Source organism: Mesorhizobium sp. M0292, from assembly GCF_040321695.1.
Classification (GTDB): Bacteria; Pseudomonadota; Alphaproteobacteria; order Rhizobiales; family Rhizobiaceae; genus Mesorhizobium.
Window position 1 is genome coordinate 202264 of sequence record NZ_JAMYSB010000008.1, and the last position, 16708, is coordinate 218971.

A 16708-nucleotide genomic window follows, 5' to 3' on the forward strand; every position below is an offset into this window, starting at 1 on the left:
AGATTCAGAGACCCTCCGTGTGATCGCACATATTCATAAATATCACGCTTAGAAAAGATCGCCGTTGGTGTCATTCCCAGGCAACTGAGGAATATCCGCCTTACCGGCATCTTTATACTCGGCCAACAAACGAATGCGGCGATACACACTGAACAGAATTTTCAGAAAGACAAGCGGATCTCCGGTGCGCGCGTGTAGCGCACCTGCAGACGGAAGCTCAATCAATCGGGCCATGTCATTGGCACTGTCGGCGATTATCTTCACCTCTTCAGCGGCTTTTCTAGTATCCACTTTATTTGTTTTAAGCACAATTCCGTGCACTCCGCTACTCAGCTCCTAAGCCTCTCCGCTTCTTCTCCATCGCCGCGCGATCAACAATCGCGCAAGGCAAAGGACGAACTGATCTTCATCACGTGCGGCATAACAGACAGCCACTTCTTGTGGATGCGTTGATAGCCCACGAGGTGCTTCGCCGCGATGCGCAGGATGTAGTCGTATTCACCCGACATCAGGTGGCAGGACAGCACATTTGGGCAGCACTTTATCGCCGCATCGAGGCCGGTTGACCGCCGTGTAGCAACACAAATGTTACGTGACAAAAATCCGACGTGGTCGATAAATACTCTTTAAGGGAACCATGCTGCAGCGAACCGCTTCGACATGCGCTTCGGGCGGATCCAACAGTGTCGAGCCGCTCTTGAATTGGCTGCTTCGCAACGGGTGGCGAGATGATCGGACGAACCATAGCAATTACCCTCGCAATTGCGTTTTCCCTTTCGCCTTTGCATGCGCAACCACGGCATCGTTTGCCGAGCGGCTACAAATGGGGCCGCTGCCTGCTTGTTGTTGGCGGTCAGACCCGCATATCCGGAAGGTGCTCTTATCAAATCGAGCAGGGCGGCGATTTCAATATCCAGGGACCGAAGCAAGTTTTTGCAGGGATCGACTATCCTGATCCGCATAGTGGCGCTGGTGAAATGTCTAAAGATTACTGGGCGGATGTCTACAAGGACGGTGATGTCTGGGCGGGCTATGCAAACTCCGACATTCGCGCCACCCACGGTGATGAACGCTGGGAAGAACTTCGCCGCGAAGGCGCATGCTATATCGGGAAGGACGTCCGAGTATGTTTGTGGCGTTAAGCCAGTTCCGGCTTCATTCCCATGGCGGTCCGATCGACGATCTCGCGCAGGGCAAAGGATGAGTTGATCTTGGTCACATGCGGCATCGCCGACAGCCACTCCTTGTGGATGCGCTCATAGTCGACCAGATCCTTGGCGGCGATGCGCAGGATATAGTCGTATTCGCCCGACATCAGGTGGCACGACAGCACATTCGGGCAGCGCTTGATCGCCGCCTCGAAATCCGACAGCGTCTTTTCGAACTGTCCCGACAGCGATATGTGCACGATCGCCGTCATCTGGTGACCGAGCGCTGCATTCGAAAGCCGGGCGTGATAGCCGCGGATGGTGCCGGATTTCTCCAGATTGTCGAGCCGGCGCGAACAGGCCGACTGCGACAGGCCGACCCTTTCGGCGAGCGCCGCATTGGGTATGCGGCCATCCTTCTGCAGTGCCTCGAGAATGGCGATATCGATCCTGTCGAGCGGCATTTCTCGTGATTCCTGCGAAATTTCCTTGATTTCGCGCAACGATTATCGAAACGCGTGACCCCGCGCAAGCGCATTCGCAAACACCTGCGCAACGATTTGTGGTTCACTCGGTTGATACAGGGAACGAGCCCGAAGGGCCGGATCAGGAGAAGACTATGCGCGTCGGTTGCCCCAAGGAAATCAAGAACCACGAATACCGCGTCGGCCTGACGCCGGGCTCCGTCCGCGAATATGTCGCGCATGGTCATGAAGTGCTGGTCGAAAGCGGCGCCGGCGCCGGCATCGGCGCCGATGACAATGCCTACCGCGCCGCCGGCGCCACCATCGCCAGGACCGCCGCCGACGTGTTCGCCAAGTCCGACATGATCGTCAAGGTCAAGGAGCCGCAGCCCAACGAATGGGCGCAGCTGCGCGACGGCCAGATCCTCTACACCTATCTGCACCTGGCCCCGGATCCGGAGCAGACCAAGGGCCTGCTCGCGTCCGGCGTCACCGCAATCGCCTATGAGACCGTAACCGACGACCGCGGCGGCCTGCCGCTCTTGGCGCCGATGTCGGAAGTTGCCGGCCGCCTGTCGATCCAGGCCGGCGCGACCGCGCTGCAGAAGGCCAATGGTGGCCGCGGCGTGCTGCTCGGCGGCGTGCCCGGCGTGCTGCCCGGCAAGGTCACCGTGCTCGGCGGCGGCGTCGTCGGCCTGCATGCCGCCCGCATGGCGGTCGGCCTCGGCGCCGACGTCACCATCATCGACCGCTCGATCCCGCGCCTGCGCCAGCTGGACGACCTCTTTACCGGCCGCGTCCACACCCGCTACTCCACAGTCGAGGCGCTTGAGGAAGAATGCTTCTCGGCCGACATCGTCGTCGGCGCCGTGCTCATCCCGGGTGCTGCTGCACCCAAGCTGGTGACCCGCGAAATGCTGTCGGGCATGAAGAAGGGCTCGGTGCTGGTCGACGTCGCTATCGACCAGGGCGGCTGCTTCGAGACTTCGCACGCCACCACCCATGCCGAGCCGACCTATGAGGTCGACGGCGTGATCCATTACTGCGTCGCCAACATGCCGGGCGCCGTGCCGGTGACCTCGGCGCACGCGCTCAACAACGCGACGCTGCATTATGGCCTGCAGCTGGCCGACAAGGGCCTGAAGGCGCTGGTCGACGACCACCATTTGCGCAACGGCCTCAATGTCCACAGGGGCAAGATCACCAATCGCGCCGTGGCCGAAGCACTCGGCTATGAGCTGGTCGAACCGAAAGTGGTTCTGGCTGCCTGACCAGACCTAAATCCTGATCTCACCTAAATTGGGAAGACTTGCTCCCGTCAGCCCGCCGGCTCATCCCGGTGGGTTTTTTCTTGCGGGCAAAACGCCGGCAACAAAAAGCGGAGCCAAAGCCCCGCTTCCTCGATATCGAGATCCCCGCCGGTTCATCCGCGGTCGGCAATCCATCGACACTCACCTTTTAACGTATGAATGCGACGGCAGTACGACAGTTCGCCGCCAGTCGGCGCGCCACCGTGTGCCGGCGATAGTCGCGGGCGCTGTGTGAAGCGTTTCACATCAGCCATCCGAAAAACCTGCACAGACAGGGGTGCCAACTTGACGGATCGAGCCGTCACACGGTTCCCAACTGCCCGCCAGACCACCGGCGGGCATCTTTTTGTCAGAAACGCTCGATGCGGCACTGATAACAATTGTTGCGCGCCGAGCGGACGTGGACATAGGCGATGTCAGCGCGCTCGAACAGCGTCTCTGCCCGCGCCGCAATGCCGCCAGTGGGAATGACGCCGCCGCTGCCATAGACGATGCGGTCATCCGCACCATAGCCGCGCACGATATAGTCGCTGCTCTCAAGCATCTCTGGAAGCGCTTCTGACTTGGCTGCGCGTTCGCATTCCTGCGCATGCAGGAAGATCGGTCCTGTCTCGGCGTAAGGCTGCAACGCCGGAAACGGCCGATAGGCCATGATCAGATAGCCATCGCCTTCGGCGACGTTTCTCAGGCAATGCCGGCACGGCACCCCGTCGCCATCTGAAACCTTCCGCTCCGGCGTTTGCCCGTAGGCGTCCGGCCCGCCGCGCTGCAGCGCTCTCACATCTTCTGTCGGCAAGGCTTTGAACTGGACGGTCATGGCTAAATCTCCGGTGCGGTTGACCGGAAATTATGCCCCCGCCGAGGTGCTTCCCACCCGATTCCTGTCATCTGTCAGCAGCCCGGCCAGTCTCAGGCCGGACTGCTTCGGCATTGGGCAGGTCCCGCGCCGGCTCATCGGATGAAATCGTCGAAGCGGCGCAGCGTCACCCGGCGGCTGCGCCAGTTCTCGTCCTGGGTCCGCACGAGCAGGAATTCCTCGCCGTGAACGGTCGGTTCGGCCTTCAGTCGGAGAAAGTCACGGCCGCATGACGCTGGCCGAGCGCTCGGCGAACGACAGCGGATGCACGGTCTCCTTCTTTTGCGCCACCGGCGCAAAACCGAGCTTCTGGTAGAGCGGCAAGGCAGCCGGATGGTCGAGCGTACAGGTCTGCACCGTTACCCGTTTCGGCCCATACGACCATGCTGCGGCGATCGCCGCACCGAGGAACCAACGGCCGATGCCTTGCCCGGTCGCATGTTCCATCATGCCGAAATAAGCGAGTTCGACTTCCTCTGGCAAATGCGGCTTGAGGTCGAAGAACCCGGCCGGCGCGCCGTCGAGATAAAGCACCCTGATGTCGCGGTCCTCGCGGTGGATGCCGGCGGCAAGCTCGTCATCGTCCAGCCTCAGCACATTGACCCAGTGCCATTTGCGTCCGACCCGATCCATCAGATAGCGGTAGAAATGCAGCGGAATGTCCTTGGTCCTGAGCAGCGCGATCTGCCTGTTGTAGGGCAACGGCGGCGAATAGGCCGGCGGCACATGCATTTCCAGAAACGTGACCGTGACTTCGATGTCGTCCAGCGCGCCATTTTCCATCGCCATCATTCCTTGCCCGTCACCACAGGCGTGTCTGCCAGCCCGCCCCATTCCGTCCATGAGCCGTCATAGAGCCGGTTGTCGGTGTGACCGAGCGTCTCCAGCGCCAGAGTGACGACGGCCGCCGTTATGCCGGAACCGCAAGAGGTGACGACCGGTTTCGACAGATCGATACCGGCACCCTCAACGGCCTTGCGCAACTGGTCCTTCGACAACAGCGCGCCATTCTGTGACAGCGCCGAATAAGGCAAATTGTGCGCGCCGGGCATGTGGCCGGAGCGAACGCCGGCGCGAGGCTCAGGCTCGGTGCCGGTGAAACGGCCGGCGCCACGGGCGTCGGCAATCTGGCTTTCTTTCGTTTCGACGATGCGACGCGTGTCGGCTAGGTTGGCGACGCGGGCGGCGTCGAAATCTGCGTGGAACACGTTTGGCGCGATCTTGGTCGGCTCCGCCGTCACCGGCCGGCCCGCCGCCTTCCAGCGGTCGAAGCCGCCATCCAGCACATAGACCTGGAACACGCCCATGACACGGAACATCCACCAGGCGCGCGGCGCCGAGAAGAAGCCCGGACCGTCATAGACGACGATGGTGTCGTCGGCCGAAATACCCATGGCGCCGACATATTGCGCGAAATGCTGCGGCGAAGGCAGCGTGTGCGGCAGCTTGGCATCTGGGTCCGAGGCCGCATCCTGGTCGAAGAAGCGCGCACCCGGAATATGCGCTGCCTCATACTCGGCGCGCGCATCGCGCTTCTGCGCCGGCAGGTACCAGGACGCATCGACGATCGTCAGGCCGGGCTCGCCAAGACGGCTCTGCAACCAGTCCGCATCGACTGTGAAAGGGCTGTCATCGGCCATCGTTGTTCTCCTGCCTTGTTGGCCGACTACTATATTTTGGCGGCCATTCGGTTCCGGATCCTGTTTGGCCCGACAATCTGAATGCGCAGCGAGCGCACGACGTAGTCAGCCGCAGCAGTGTGTTGATTCTGATTGTTTTCGTGTTTCGTGGCGAGTACGGAGTGATGGTTATGATCTGGGATGGGCGGGGTCAATAAAATCTCGACATGAGCAATCTCTTGTTTTCCCGAACTCCGAGCAATCCGGCTTCGCTCGGGCTTGTTTGCAATTTTCTTGCACACTATCCGCCTTTCGATGGTTACGAATTCGGCTTGATGGTGAAGACGCTACGCTATCAAATGGATCAGCAGACACATATGATCGGCTCGATCGACGACGTTATCGTGGCCTACGTTGGATGGATCCAGACCAGTCGCGAGATAGCGGAGGCATGGGCGAAGAATGGCGGTCCGCTCAATCCTTTTCCCGGCGGCGACGCTACCGCCGTCACGGTGCTGGCGACGCGGTCTTCGTCCCATATCCTGCCACTTATCAAGAACGCCAAGCTCATAAACCTTGACAAGTCGGTGTTCTGGAAACGCGACTTCATTAACAACCGCGGCTCGGTCAAGCGTGCCGTCCGCAAGCGCGACATCTGATGAGTTCGGCCAAGCCTGCCGAGGCACTGACGCAAGAAATACTTATCCGGCTGGATGACCGGTATGCCGCAATGTTCGTGCGCATCTGGCGGCCAGCCGGCACGCCTCACGCCACAGTTTTCTGCCTTCACGGCTTCACCGGCAATGGTGCCGATTTTAACTACCTCGCCACATTCTTGTGCCGCAATGGTTTCCTGGTTGTCTGCCCAGACCTGTTGGGGCGCGGGCGTAGCGCCTATCTGGGCTCCGGCTACGACATCAACGTCTATTCCAAGTGCCTGCGCGCGCTTGGCGAGTTCGCCGGCACGGAGAACCACTTCATCGGCACTTCGTGGGGCGGCACGATCTTGCTGTTGTTTCTGCAAATGACTCGCTCCAAGGCCACGAAAATCGTTCTCAACGACGTTCCAATGCTCGGCGGGCCTAAGGTCGACGCTATGAGAGACGACGTCATGAAGGAAAGTGCGCTTAAATTTGAGAGCCGTGCGGCTGCCAAGGACTATCTGGCCACCACCAGATCCCTCATGGGGCCGGTCGAGGACGCAGTGTTCAATCGCTATGTGGAGAACCGGATCGCAGCCGGTACCGCGGGCTTCCGGCTCGCCTATGACCCCGCAACGACGGGAAATTTCGGCGCATTGACCGGCCGCCAATACGATCTTTTCCCAATCGCTGCCAAGATCGACGCCCGCGTTCTGTTGATGTACGGCCGCGACAGCCAATTCGTCGACCGGCAGGCCATCGAGCGCACACGGCTCGCACGGCCTGATCTGTGGCTTGTCGACAACATCGATGCTGGCGATCCGCCATCGCTGATGACGCTGGACCAGGCTCTGCTCATCCTGGGGTTCCTGTCTGCGGCCTAAATCTGGCGTGTGATTGTGGGTTGGTTCCGGATATGCATTTCGACGATTTGTACAGTGAATACATCTCGGCGACCTATGATCGCCAAAGCTCAAGCGAAAATCCCGCCAAGATCCTGATTTGCACCACTCCGCGAACGGCCGGGCATTCCTATTGCCAAACCTTGCAACAGTTCGGCTTGGGAATCCCAACAGAGTATTTTCAGTGGCAGTATGCCTTGCCGCTGATGATACGCTGGTCGGCCGACAACACAATTGATCTTGAAAAACTCAACGAGCGGGCAATGGCCTATGGTCGCCAGCTCCTGGCGAAAAGGACTGAGAACGGTGTGTTCGCCGCCAAGATCTTTTTTGAAAACCTGCCATTCGCACGCAATTCAATCGGCAACGACGACGGCAACTCGTTCTATGTCTTCCTCTCAAGAAGAAACAAGGTGGATCAAACCATAAGCCTGCTTTCGATGCTCCATACTGGCCAGCCGTTCGACAGTCGGGAGACGCTGCCTGGAATCCCCAAGGTGACAATTTTGACCGAGAGGGTTGCCAGGGATACCGCCCAACATATTTTCGACAGCGAAATCAGGTGGAAAAATTACCTGAACACCCTTGATCAGAGCAGAGTGGCTGAGGTCTGCTACGAGGACTTCATCGCCAACCAGCAGGAAAACGTTTCCGCCACGATGAGCAACTGGTTCCCAGGTTTCGAGTTGAAATCAAAAGCCGTATCGACGGGTGCGCGCTATGCGCATGATGCCGAACTCAAGGCGATGATCAAAAGGCAATTTGGGGACTATGTCGCTCGGTTTTGGCAGGACCATGCCTGACCCTGCGTTTCATCGACGCGAAACACTGACGGAGGCACCCTGCGCCGGGCGCAGTGCCAGCGCATAGTCGAACCGGATGACATCGTCGGCCCGGCTAAAAGCAAACTGGCGCACAATGGCAAGGACTGCCTCCCGAACTTCCAGCCGGCCGAGACGCGCGCCACCGCACATGCGCGGTCCGGTGAGGAAAGGAATGAAGGCCCTCCGATCAAAGCTGTTGTCGAGGAACTCCTTCCGGCTGGCATCGAAGACACGCGGGTTTGACCAGAAAGCCGGGTTCTGGTGCACGCCGACGATCGACACCATGATCAATTGCCCGGCGTAGAGACGCCGACCTTCGAGAACCGTATCGGCACCGACTTCCCGGGTCAGGAACGGAATCGGCGGGAAAAAGCGCATCGTTTCGTTGATCATGCAATCGGTATACGGCGTCTGCGCATCGCCCGAGAGAACCTCGGCATGGATACGGTCTTGCACCTGCTGGTTTGCCCCCAGTCGATCGATCACCCAAAGTGCGGTCGTCACCGATGTCTCGACGCCTGCGAAGAAGTTCATGACAAACTCCTCCACAGGCGAGAAGCCTTCGATATCTGTGGCTTCGCTTCTAAAGCGGTCCATCTCCGCAGCGGCGCGGGGATCCGCCATCAGCAGCGATGCGAAATCGGCGACCACCGCGCGAGCGTCCTGGATGGCGTTCCCACGTTCGGCGGTCGTCGGCGTCACCCAGGAATAATATTGGAGACGCCTCAGAACGTCGCGGACCCTGTCGAGCAGCAACAGCGTCGCCGCCATATCGGGAACAAGGCCGAAAGCCCGGTAAAATATGGTCATCGACGCGGCGAACAACGCTTGCTGGATGGCTGGTAGCGTGGCGTCGCTACTGGACAGACAGGTGGCGAAGATTTCCGCAACGGGATGCTGCTGCGCCGGCTTGGCGGCCGCCAAATAGACGTCCTGGGTGATGGTACGCCGGACCGACCAATCCTGATCGTTCGTGTTGAAACGGCTGAAACCGAGCGCCGAGATCAGGGAGAAGTTCTTCCGAAAGAGCTCCGGCGCCTTGACGATTGTGTCGACGGCTTCCGGATTGTCAAAGACAACCAGGTTGCCGAAGTCGCTGGGCCGACCACTCGTTTCCGCCTGCCCGCCATGAGCAAAAAGCGCATAGACGAGGTTGTTGAGAACGCTTTCGATTTGTATCCGGTCGTCCATCGATGCCCCCCGCGCAGCCGTAGACACCAGGCGGCCAGCGCCGACATCTCGACCAGAAACTCCTACGCTATCATATTCGATTCGCAGAGATAAAACGGGTTCTGTGGCAAACGCGTAACACTGCCCGATAAATGATTATGGCAGCTATGACGAAAGGTGCCGCTGCGGTAGTGTGCGAGTGGGCTAATATCAATTCAGTTCGATTCCAGGCGGGGAAAAATGCGAAATCAGGTTTCAAGTAAGCTTCTTGCTACGGTTGCAGCGTCTGCCGCTTCGGTGACATCAGTTGGTGTGGTCGCGGCTCATGCCGCCGATGCACAGGTAACCGATCCTGCAGTGGTCGATTCCCGCATCAAGATTGCCTTCGAAGGCGCGGTCTATCAATCCAACGTCGACAAGCTTGGCGATACCAGCGACAAGCTCGGCAGTGGCAATGATTTCGGCGATCTCTACGGATCAGTGGCGCTCACCAAAGCGATTTCTTCGGATGTGGACTGGAGGCTCGCTGGTACTTTTCACGCCGGCCAGGACAACGACTTTAGTCTGAATGTCCCGCAAAGTGGCGGCGTCATCGGCCTGTCGTTCGGCAACAGCTACAATTTCCAGACGCTCGACTTCGATGTCGGCAAGCATGTCGAGGCGCAGGGCGCCGACATCCGGTTCTTCGGCGGTCTGCGCTTGCTGCACTCCAAGGAGAAGCTGAATTTCAATGTGAGCGCCACTCCCAATGATCCGGCCGACAAGGGCGGCAACGCTGACAAGCTTGGCTCATCCGAGTTCTACGGCATCGGTCCGCGCCTCGGCGCCGAAGTCTACTATCCGCTGGGTGAGACGTGGGGTCTTACCGGTGCGGTTTCGGGCTCGGCTATGTGGGGCCGACGGACGGACAAGTTTAGCCTCCACGAACATGAGAGCGATCCAAGCGATCCTACTCCTGATCCAGATATCAACGTCAGCGAAAGCCAGCATTCCAACAAGGTTGTTACCAGCATAGACCTTTCCGGTGGCGTGACTTTCAAACCGTGGGAAAATACCACGTTCACCGCAGGCTATCGGCTCGAACAGTGGCACAATCTGCTTGAGATGGCGGACAAGAGCACCCAGACATTCAACGGCCCGTTCCTGCGCCTCGAAGTCAAGATGTAGGCCGGCGGTTCGAGCCTCCCAGCTCGGACTACTGCTTCGAATGGATTGCAATTGACGGAACAGGAAGTGGCGTTTGAATCTAGGGTTGCCGTCAATGGCAACGTCAAACTGCACTACACAGCGGCGGGCTCAGGCCCGCCGATTGTGTTTCTGCATGGCATTCCGGATCACGGAATGGGCTGGCGCCGGCAGATGCAAGCGCTCTGCGACCGATATCGGGTGATCGCGCCGGACCTGAGGGGCTTCGGACAAAGCGATGGACCACAAGGCCACGGCAACTATGCGCTGACCCACCTGGTCAACGACGTGCTGGCTGTTCTTGCAGCGGAAAAGCTGACCCAGGCCGCTATTGTCGGCCATGACTGGGGTGGCATCATCGCATGGTGGCTGGCCATACGCGTGCCGCAGGTCGTGCGCCATCTCATCCTGCTGTCGGCACCGCACCCCCGCAACTATCTGCGTGCGGTCGCCGATCCGGCCAATGCCGAGATCATCGGATATGTACGTGGCTTCCAGGTCCCGGGCGCCACCCAGATGCTGGACATCGACAAACTCGCCACCTGGGTCGCCGATCCGCAGGACAGGCAGGCCCTGACAGATTCGCTCAGGCGATCCGATCCGGAAGCGATGCTGGGCTACTACAGGGCCAACATACCGCTTGGCAGGGTGCCGGATCTGGGCCAGCTGCCTTTGGTCAAGGCGCCGACCATTGTGCTGTTTGGCTCCGACGATCCCTATGTGCCGTCAAGCGCTTTTGACGGGACCTTCCGAGAAGTCGACAACGTTACCGCCGTGATTGCTTTGCCCGGGGCTGGCCACTTCATCCACCATCAAGCAGCCAAGTTTGTCACCGAGCAGATCGAAGCATGGGTTGAGCGATCACCGTCCAGTTTCCGACACCTTGGTTAAGCCAAGGTGTCTCAGACCGGCTGAGCAATATAGAGGCCACGTGCTATTTGACCCTAATTCGCCGGCAGCGGTCCGAAGCGAATGCGAAAACGCCGGTTTTCGCGGCCCTTCTTCTCGATCTTGCCGATATGGATTTCACCGACTTCGCCGGTGCTTTTGACATGGGTGCCGCCGCAGGGCTGGCTGTCGATCGAAGCGTTGTCGCCGATGCAGACCAGGCGGATCTTGCCGGTGCCGGCGGGCGGCCGGACAGTCTTGGATTTCACCAGGCCAGGATTGGCTGCCAGTTCCTCGTCGGTGATCAGCCTGACGAAGATCGGATGATCGGCCCGCACCAGCTCCATCAGCCCGGCGGTGACGTCTTCCCTGGTGAAGCCGGCATCGGGAGCGTCGAAGTCGACGCGGCTGTCATCTTCGGAAACCGCAGCACCGGTAATCGGAAACGGACAGACGACGGTGAGCAAATGGCAAGCTGCGTGCATGCGCATCAGGAGATGCCGCCGCTCCCAGTCGATGGCGAGTTTCACCTGCTCGCCGACCTCGGGTGCCGGCTGCTCCGGCGCCGGCACATGGATGATCTCGTCCTTGGTCTCGCCGGTGATGGTGGCGGCAATGGCGATGCGGGTGCCGTCGGCGCGCTCTAATGTGCCGGTATCGCCAGGCTGGCCGCCCGATGTGGCATAGAAGATGGTCCGGTCGAGAATGATGCCGCCGCGCTCGTTGATGGCGACAACGGTGGCGTCGGCCGCTCTGAGATAGGCGTCGTCGCGAAACAGCGCTTCTGTTCTGTGCGCCATCAGGCGACCTTCTCATACGGCACCGGAATTGTGCTGCGCTCATCCATCCAGCCCGGCACCGGCAGGTTCTTCTCGCGCAGGAATTCCGGGTTGAACAGCTTCGACTGGTAGCGCGTGCCATAGTCGGCAAGTATGGTCACGATGGTGTGGCCGGGGCCAAGCTCGCGCGCCATCCGTATAGCGCCGGCAATGTTGATGCCGGTCGAACCGCCGACGCACAGGCCTTCTTCCTGGATCAGGTCGAAGACGATCGGCAGCGCCTCTTCGTCCGGCACCTGGAACGAGAAGTCCGGCGTGAACCCATCGAGATTTGCCGTGATGCGCCCCTGCCCTATCCCTTCGGTGATCGAGCTGCCGTCGGACTTCAATTCGCCACTGGTGTAGAAGGAATAGAGCGCCGCACCCAGCGGATCGGCGAGCGCGATCTTGACGTTGCTGCTCTTGGCCTTCAGCCCGAAGGCGACGCCGGCCAGCGTTCCGCCCGAACCCACCGCCGAGACGAAACCGTCGACCTTGCCGCCGGTCTGCATCCAGATTTCTTCCGCCGTGGTGCGGATATGGCCGTCGCGATTGGCAACGTTGTCGAACTGGTTGGCCCAGATCGCGCCGTTCGGCTCCGACCTCGCCATCTGCTCGGCCAACCGCCCCGACAGTTTCACGTAATTGTTGGGGTTCTTGTAAGGCACCGCCGGCACTTCGATCAGCTCGGCACCAAGCAGCTTGATCGTGTCCTTCTTTTCCTGGCTCTGGGTGTCGGGAATAACGATCACTGTGCGATAGCCCAGCGCCTTGGCAACCAGCGTCAGGCCAATGCCGGTATTGCCTGCCGTGCCTTCGACGATGACCCCGCCCGGCTTCAACAGCCCGCGCTGTTCGGCGTCGCGGATGATGAACAGGCCGGCGCGATCCTTGACCGACTGGCCGGGGTTCATGAACTCGGCCTTGCCCAGGATCTCGCAGCCGGTCTGCTCCGAGGCCTTGTTGAGGCGGATCAGGGGCGTGTTGCCGATCGCTTCGATCACAGAACGGGGCATCCGGGATTCCTTATGTAGCTGCGGCGAGACCCTAGAAACCCGAAGCTTGCGTTTCAAGGCAAGAATTCGCCTGGTCCAGTCGCATTTCGGGCACTGCAATCTCCCGCGGCCGGACAACGCGCGATGACGATCATTTCAACCAGTACGGAAAAGCGCTCTTTTCATTCGATTTTTTCACCGCTAGAGCACTAATGACAGATCGGCAGGGCGCAGAATGACACTTTACCGGGCCAACCCGAAGCACGGCGTCGCCTGGATAACCGGCGGCAGCAGCGGCATCGGCCGTGCGCTGGCCAAGGACCTCGCGGCAAAGGGCTTTGTCGTCGCGGTCACCGCACTCGACGGCGACCCACTCGACGCGCTCATCGTCGAGACGGCGCAGATGCCGGGACGTGTCGTCGCCTACCCTTGCGACGTCACCGATGAGCCGCGCATGGCAAGCACGGTGGCGGCGATTGAAAAGGAGCTCGGGCCGATCGTGCTCGCCGTCTTCAACGCCGGCAACTACATCGCCACGCCCGGCGAAGACCTCAGGGTCCGCGACTTTCGCCAGACCTTCGAGGTCAACTATTTCGGTATCATCAATGGCCTCGTCCCGCTCATGGAGCGCATGCGCATCCGTGCGCGCGGCCATATTGTGCTTGTCGGATCGGTTACCGCCTATTTCGGCTGGCCGACCACGGCGGCCTATGGCGGCTCGAAGGCGGCGATCAACATCCTGGCCGAGTCGCTGAAATACGATTTCGACAAGATGAATGTCCGGATCCAGGTGATGAATCCGGGCTTCATCGACACGCCGCTGACCGAAAAGAACATGCTGCCAATGCCGGGACTGATGCCGGTCAACCGCGCCTCGCGCCGCATGCTGCGCGGCATCGAGCATGGCGGCTTTGAGGTTACCTTCCCTCACCGGCTGAGCTGGGGGCTGAAGCTGCTGGCACTGCTGCCAAGGCCAGTCTGCCGGTGGTTCATCAGCACGGCGACCCGCTGGACAGGGCGGCCGCTGAATTTCGACCGCAAGCCGCCGAACGAATAGCTGTCCACAGCCCGGCTGTTGCCTGACTGCACCGGCCGCCATAGGCTTTAGAATTGTTGTGGTGTCTGAGATGGGGCGACGGATCGTGCTTGCGGTGCTGGGCGTCGTCATCATCCTTGTCCTGGCCCTCCTGCTTGGTCCGCGCGTTCCCGTCGACACAACAATCAGCTTCGACCCCAAGGTGATCGGCGACGATCCGCAAGCGTATATCGCGCGTGAAGAGGCTACCGTGCCCAACGTCCGCGACGCGCTCGAGAAAGAAATCATCTGGGCCGATCCGATGGTTCACGCCAAGACGCCATTGGCGATCGTCTATATCCATGGCTTTTCGGCATCGAAGGGCGAGGTTCGCCCGCTGGCCGACGAGGTCGCCGACCAACTCGACGCCAACCTTTTCTACACCCGCCTCACCGGTCATGGTCAGGACGGCGCTGCTATGGCGCAAGGCAGCGTCAATGCCTGGATCAACGACTATGAGGAGGCGCTCGCCATCGGCCGGGCCATCGGCGACAAGGTGATCGTCATCGGCACCTCGACCGGTGGATCGCTGGCGGCATGGGCGGCGACTGAGCCTGGCGCATCGGACGGCGTCGCTGCAATCGCATTCATCTCGCCGAATTTCGGCGTCAGGGCTGCAGGCGCCGAGCTGCTGACCATGCCCTGGGGCAGGCAGATCGCCGAGTTCGTCGGCGGCAAGGAGCGCAGCTTTCCGACCCGCAACGCGCTGCACGAGAAACTCTGGACGCACACATATCCAATGGCAGCCGTGCTACCGATGGCGGCGCTGACCAACCTTGCCTACGCAGCGCCTGTGGAGAAGGCAACCATACCGGCGCTGTTCATCTTCTCGGATTCCGACAAGGTGGTGCGCCATGATCGCACCCGCGAAATCGCCGGCCGCTGGGGCGCACCGCATGAACTGGTGCCCGTCGACGACAATGGCGATCCCGACAACCACGTCATTGCCGGCGACGCGCTGTCGCCCTCGACCACGGCATTCCTGGCGCAGCGGATCGTCGTGTGGGTTCAGGCAATTGCCGGGCAGCCCTAAACGAAAAAGGACGGCCGAAGCATTGCCCCGGCCGTCCTCATATTCAATCGTCAGCAATCAAGCCAGGCTCGACGAGCCTGACCGGTTCGTCTGATCAGGCAGCCCGCGCCGCGGGCCGCTTGCCGCCGAAGCGGCGCTTGTTGTTGCCCTTGAAGGCCTTGGCGCCTTCCGGCTTGCGCTCGCTTGCACCCGCAAAGGCCGGCTTGTCACCAAAACGCTTCTTGGCGAAGCCGTTGTTCTGGCCACCGGGCCGCCTGCCGTCGCGACGGCCATTGCGGTCGTTGCGATCATTGGCGGGCTCGAAGCGCTCGTTCTTTTCGGCCGGATTGCGCACCGGATCCGGGCTGCCGAGATGGTCGGCAACGATCGGCAGCTTGCTGCGGATGATGCGCTCGACCTGACGCAGCTTGCTGTTTTCGGAAGGATCGCAAAGCGTGATGGCGATGCCGTCCATGCCGTTACGGCCGGTACGGCCGATGCGGTGGACATAGCTTTCGGCCTCATCCGGCAGGTCGAAATTCACCACATGGCTGATGCCGGGGACGTCGATGCCGCGCGCCGCGATATCGGTCGCCACGAGAATGCGCACCGAGCCCTCGCGGAAATCGTTGAGCGCCTTCTGGCGGGCGTTCTGCGACTTGTTGCCGTGGATGACGGCGGCCTTGAAGCCGTCGCGTTCGAGGTCCTTGGTCACCCGGTCGGCGCCATGTTTGGTGCGCGAGAAGATGATGACGGACTTCATCGCTTCGTCGGCGAGCATCGTCGACAGCACCTGGCGCTTCTGCTTGGTGCGGGCAAAGACGACGCCCTGCACGATCTCGGCGGCCGCGGTGCTCTGCGGCGCGACTTCGACGCGGATCGGGTTCTTCAACAGGCCCTTCGCCAGTTCGGCGATTTCGTTGGGCATGGTGGCCGAGAACAGCACCGTCTGACGGTCGGGCGCGGTCGCCTTGGCGATCCGCTTGACGTCGTTGATGAAGCCCATGTCGAGCATGCGGTCACCCTCGTCCAGCACCAGCCATTTGGTGTCGGAGAGAATCAGGTCGCCCTCGCGCACCAGGTCGGTCAGGCGGCCGGGCGTGGCGATCAGGATGTCGACGCCGGGAGCGACCTTCTTCACCTGGCTGAAGCGCGAGACGCCGCCAAGCACGAGAGCGGTCGAGACATGCGCGCCCTTGGCGAGGATCTTGATGGTGTCCTCGATCTGGACGGCGAGTTCGCGCGTCGGCGCCAGGATCAGCGCACGGGTGGTCTTGGCCCGGCGCTTGGTGCCGAGCGCGATGATCTTCGACAGGATCGGCAGCGCGAAGGCAGCGGTCTTGCCGGAGCCGGTCTGGGCGATGCCGAAGATATCACGGCCTTCCATCTGCGGCGGGATCGCCTGCGTCTGGATCGGCTTCGGCTCGGTGAAGCCGGCGCCATGCGTCGCCTTGAGCAGCGCGCCGGTAATTCCAAGAGCTGCGAAACCGGTGAGTTCCGTAGTGTTGCCGGCCGAGATTGCGTTACCGGCTGAGGTGTTTTCGTTGGTCAAAATAGTCTTCTTTCACGCGGTCTTGGCCGCAAACATCGATGGCGGCAGGGCGCAACCTGCCGTCGAAAAATTTGATATGAAACGACAAGGCGGGCGGACGGAAACGTCCACTCGGCTGCGCTGTCGTGCCCGCAGGCGTCATGCCACGGGGCTCTTTCGCCACTTCGCGATGTATCGGAAAGGGGGCCGATATACCGGAAAGAGGGAAAACAGACGCAACCAGTCTCATTTGTCGAGAAGGCCGGAATC

General features: G+C 60.7%; 18 protein-coding genes and 2 pseudogenes. 9 read left to right on the forward strand and 11 right to left on the reverse strand.

The genetic code is table 11. The features are described from left to right. Window positions 1-48 precede the first annotated feature (48 nt). Together NKI96_RS15410 and NKI96_RS15415 are read right to left on the reverse strand one after the other, a co-directional pair. Entirely contained in the window at window positions 49-321 is a 273-nt protein-coding gene (locus NKI96_RS15410; protein ID WP_031203541.1) for a hypothetical protein, read from the reverse strand. 50 nt (window positions 322-371) lie between these two features. Further along, a pseudogene (locus NKI96_RS15415) lies at window positions 372-554 on the reverse strand (Lrp/AsnC ligand binding domain-containing protein); the annotation flags it as partial. 174 nt (window positions 555-728) lie between these two features. Between NKI96_RS15415 and NKI96_RS15420 the strand changes: the two are divergent. Further along, complete coding sequence (locus NKI96_RS15420; protein WP_155922397.1) at window positions 729-1142, forward strand: hypothetical protein; 414 nt, start codon at window positions 729-731, stop codon at window positions 1140-1142. Here NKI96_RS15420 and NKI96_RS15425 read toward each other — a convergent pair. Then, the gene (locus NKI96_RS15425; protein WP_023668897.1) at window positions 1139-1612 is read right to left on the reverse strand and encodes an Lrp/AsnC family transcriptional regulator; all 474 of its coding nucleotides are present in this window, start codon (window positions 1610-1612) and stop codon (window positions 1139-1141) included. The genes NKI96_RS15420 and NKI96_RS15425 overlap by 4 nt on opposite strands. A 155-nt stretch (window positions 1613-1767) precedes the next feature. Between NKI96_RS15425 and ald the strand changes: the two genes are divergently transcribed. Next, window positions 1768-2883, forward strand: coding sequence for an alanine dehydrogenase (ald, locus tag NKI96_RS15430; protein WP_023688436.1), 1116 nt, complete (start codon window positions 1768-1770; stop codon window positions 2881-2883). A gap of 388 nt (window positions 2884-3271) precedes the next feature. Here the strand turns inward: ald and NKI96_RS15435 are convergent, their stop codons facing one another. The 4 genes and pseudogenes from NKI96_RS15435 to sseA all read right to left on the reverse strand — a co-directional run bounded on the left by NKI96_RS15435 (window position 3272) and on the right by sseA (window position 5418). Continuing rightward, on the reverse strand, window positions 3272-3739 hold the full coding sequence (locus tag NKI96_RS15435) for a DUF1203 domain-containing protein (protein ID WP_352805067.1): 468 nt from the start codon (window positions 3737-3739) through the stop codon (window positions 3272-3274). A gap of 134 nt (window positions 3740-3873) precedes the next feature. Continuing rightward, window positions 3874-3978 (reverse strand): annotated as a pseudogene (locus NKI96_RS15440) (OmpA family protein); the annotation flags it as partial. A gap of 19 nt (window positions 3979-3997) precedes the next feature. Then, window positions 3998-4561 carry a GNAT family N-acetyltransferase gene (locus NKI96_RS15445; RefSeq protein ID WP_023682574.1) on the reverse strand — a complete coding sequence of 188 codons (564 nt, stop codon included), beginning with the start codon at window positions 4559-4561 and terminating at the stop codon, window positions 3998-4000. A gap of 5 nt (window positions 4562-4566) precedes the next feature. Next, window positions 4567-5418, reverse strand: a complete 852-nt coding sequence (gene sseA, locus NKI96_RS15450; protein WP_352805070.1) for a 3-mercaptopyruvate sulfurtransferase — start codon at window positions 5416-5418, stop codon at window positions 4567-4569. A gap of 206 nt (window positions 5419-5624) precedes the next feature. Between sseA and NKI96_RS15455 the strand changes: the two genes are divergently transcribed. From NKI96_RS15455 to NKI96_RS15465, 3 genes are read left to right on the forward strand one after another with little or no spacing between them, the layout of a single operon-like run. Then, a complete protein-coding gene (locus NKI96_RS15455; RefSeq protein ID WP_352805073.1) occupies window positions 5625-6056 on the forward strand; it encodes a hypothetical protein in 432 nt (143 codons plus the stop codon). Beyond that, complete coding sequence (locus NKI96_RS15460; RefSeq protein ID WP_352805075.1) at window positions 6056-6922, forward strand: alpha/beta hydrolase; 867 nt, start codon at window positions 6056-6058, stop codon at window positions 6920-6922. Before NKI96_RS15455 ends, NKI96_RS15460 begins: the two co-directional genes overlap by 1 nt. Before the next feature lie 32 nt (window positions 6923-6954). Continuing rightward, window positions 6955-7743: a Stf0 family sulfotransferase gene (locus NKI96_RS15465; protein ID WP_023672791.1), complete on the forward strand. Its 789-nt coding sequence runs from the start codon at window positions 6955-6957 to the stop codon at window positions 7741-7743. A 9-nt stretch (window positions 7744-7752) separates the two neighbouring features. On the opposite strand, the gene NKI96_RS15470 is transcribed toward NKI96_RS15465, so the two are convergent. Then, complete coding sequence (locus tag NKI96_RS15470; RefSeq protein ID WP_352805079.1) at window positions 7753-8955, reverse strand: cytochrome P450; 1203 nt, start codon at window positions 8953-8955, stop codon at window positions 7753-7755. Window positions 8956-9174: 219 nt separating this feature from the next. Between NKI96_RS15470 and NKI96_RS15475 the strand changes: the two genes are divergently transcribed. After that, window positions 9175-10101, forward strand: a complete 927-nt coding sequence (locus tag NKI96_RS15475) for an Lpg1974 family pore-forming outer membrane protein (RefSeq protein WP_156933445.1) — start codon at window positions 9175-9177, stop codon at window positions 10099-10101. A gap of 51 nt (window positions 10102-10152) precedes the next feature. Further along, complete coding sequence (locus tag NKI96_RS15480) at window positions 10153-11010, forward strand: alpha/beta fold hydrolase (RefSeq protein ID WP_352805081.1); 858 nt, start codon at window positions 10153-10155, stop codon at window positions 11008-11010. 53 nt (window positions 11011-11063) lie between these two features. On the opposite strand, the gene NKI96_RS15485 is transcribed toward NKI96_RS15480, so the two are convergent. Both NKI96_RS15485 and NKI96_RS15490 read right to left on the reverse strand, forming a co-directional pair. Then, window positions 11064-11807 (reverse strand): alanyl-tRNA editing protein, encoded by a 744-nt coding sequence (locus NKI96_RS15485; protein ID WP_352805083.1) that lies wholly within the window; start codon window positions 11805-11807, stop codon window positions 11064-11066. Beyond that, a complete protein-coding gene (locus NKI96_RS15490; RefSeq protein WP_023830002.1) occupies window positions 11807-12841 on the reverse strand; it encodes a cysteine synthase A in 1035 nt (344 codons plus the stop codon). The genes NKI96_RS15485 and NKI96_RS15490 overlap by 1 nt, the downstream gene beginning before the upstream one ends. Window positions 12842-13055: 214 nt before the next feature. Here NKI96_RS15490 and NKI96_RS15495 point away from each other — a divergent pair, with 214 nt between their 5' ends. Further along, a complete protein-coding gene (locus NKI96_RS15495; RefSeq protein ID WP_023672784.1) occupies window positions 13056-13877 on the forward strand; it encodes an SDR family oxidoreductase in 822 nt (273 codons plus the stop codon). Window positions 13878-13947: 70 nt separating this feature from the next. Next, window positions 13948-14928, forward strand: coding sequence for an alpha/beta hydrolase (locus NKI96_RS15500; protein WP_352805087.1), 981 nt, complete (start codon window positions 13948-13950; stop codon window positions 14926-14928). Window positions 14929-15022: 94 nt separating this feature from the next. On the opposite strand, the gene NKI96_RS15505 is transcribed toward NKI96_RS15500, so the two are convergent. Beyond that, window positions 15023-16459: a DEAD/DEAH box helicase gene (locus NKI96_RS15505; protein ID WP_023698795.1), complete on the reverse strand. Its 1437-nt coding sequence runs from the start codon at window positions 16457-16459 to the stop codon at window positions 15023-15025. Window positions 16460-16708: the final 249 nt, after the last annotated feature.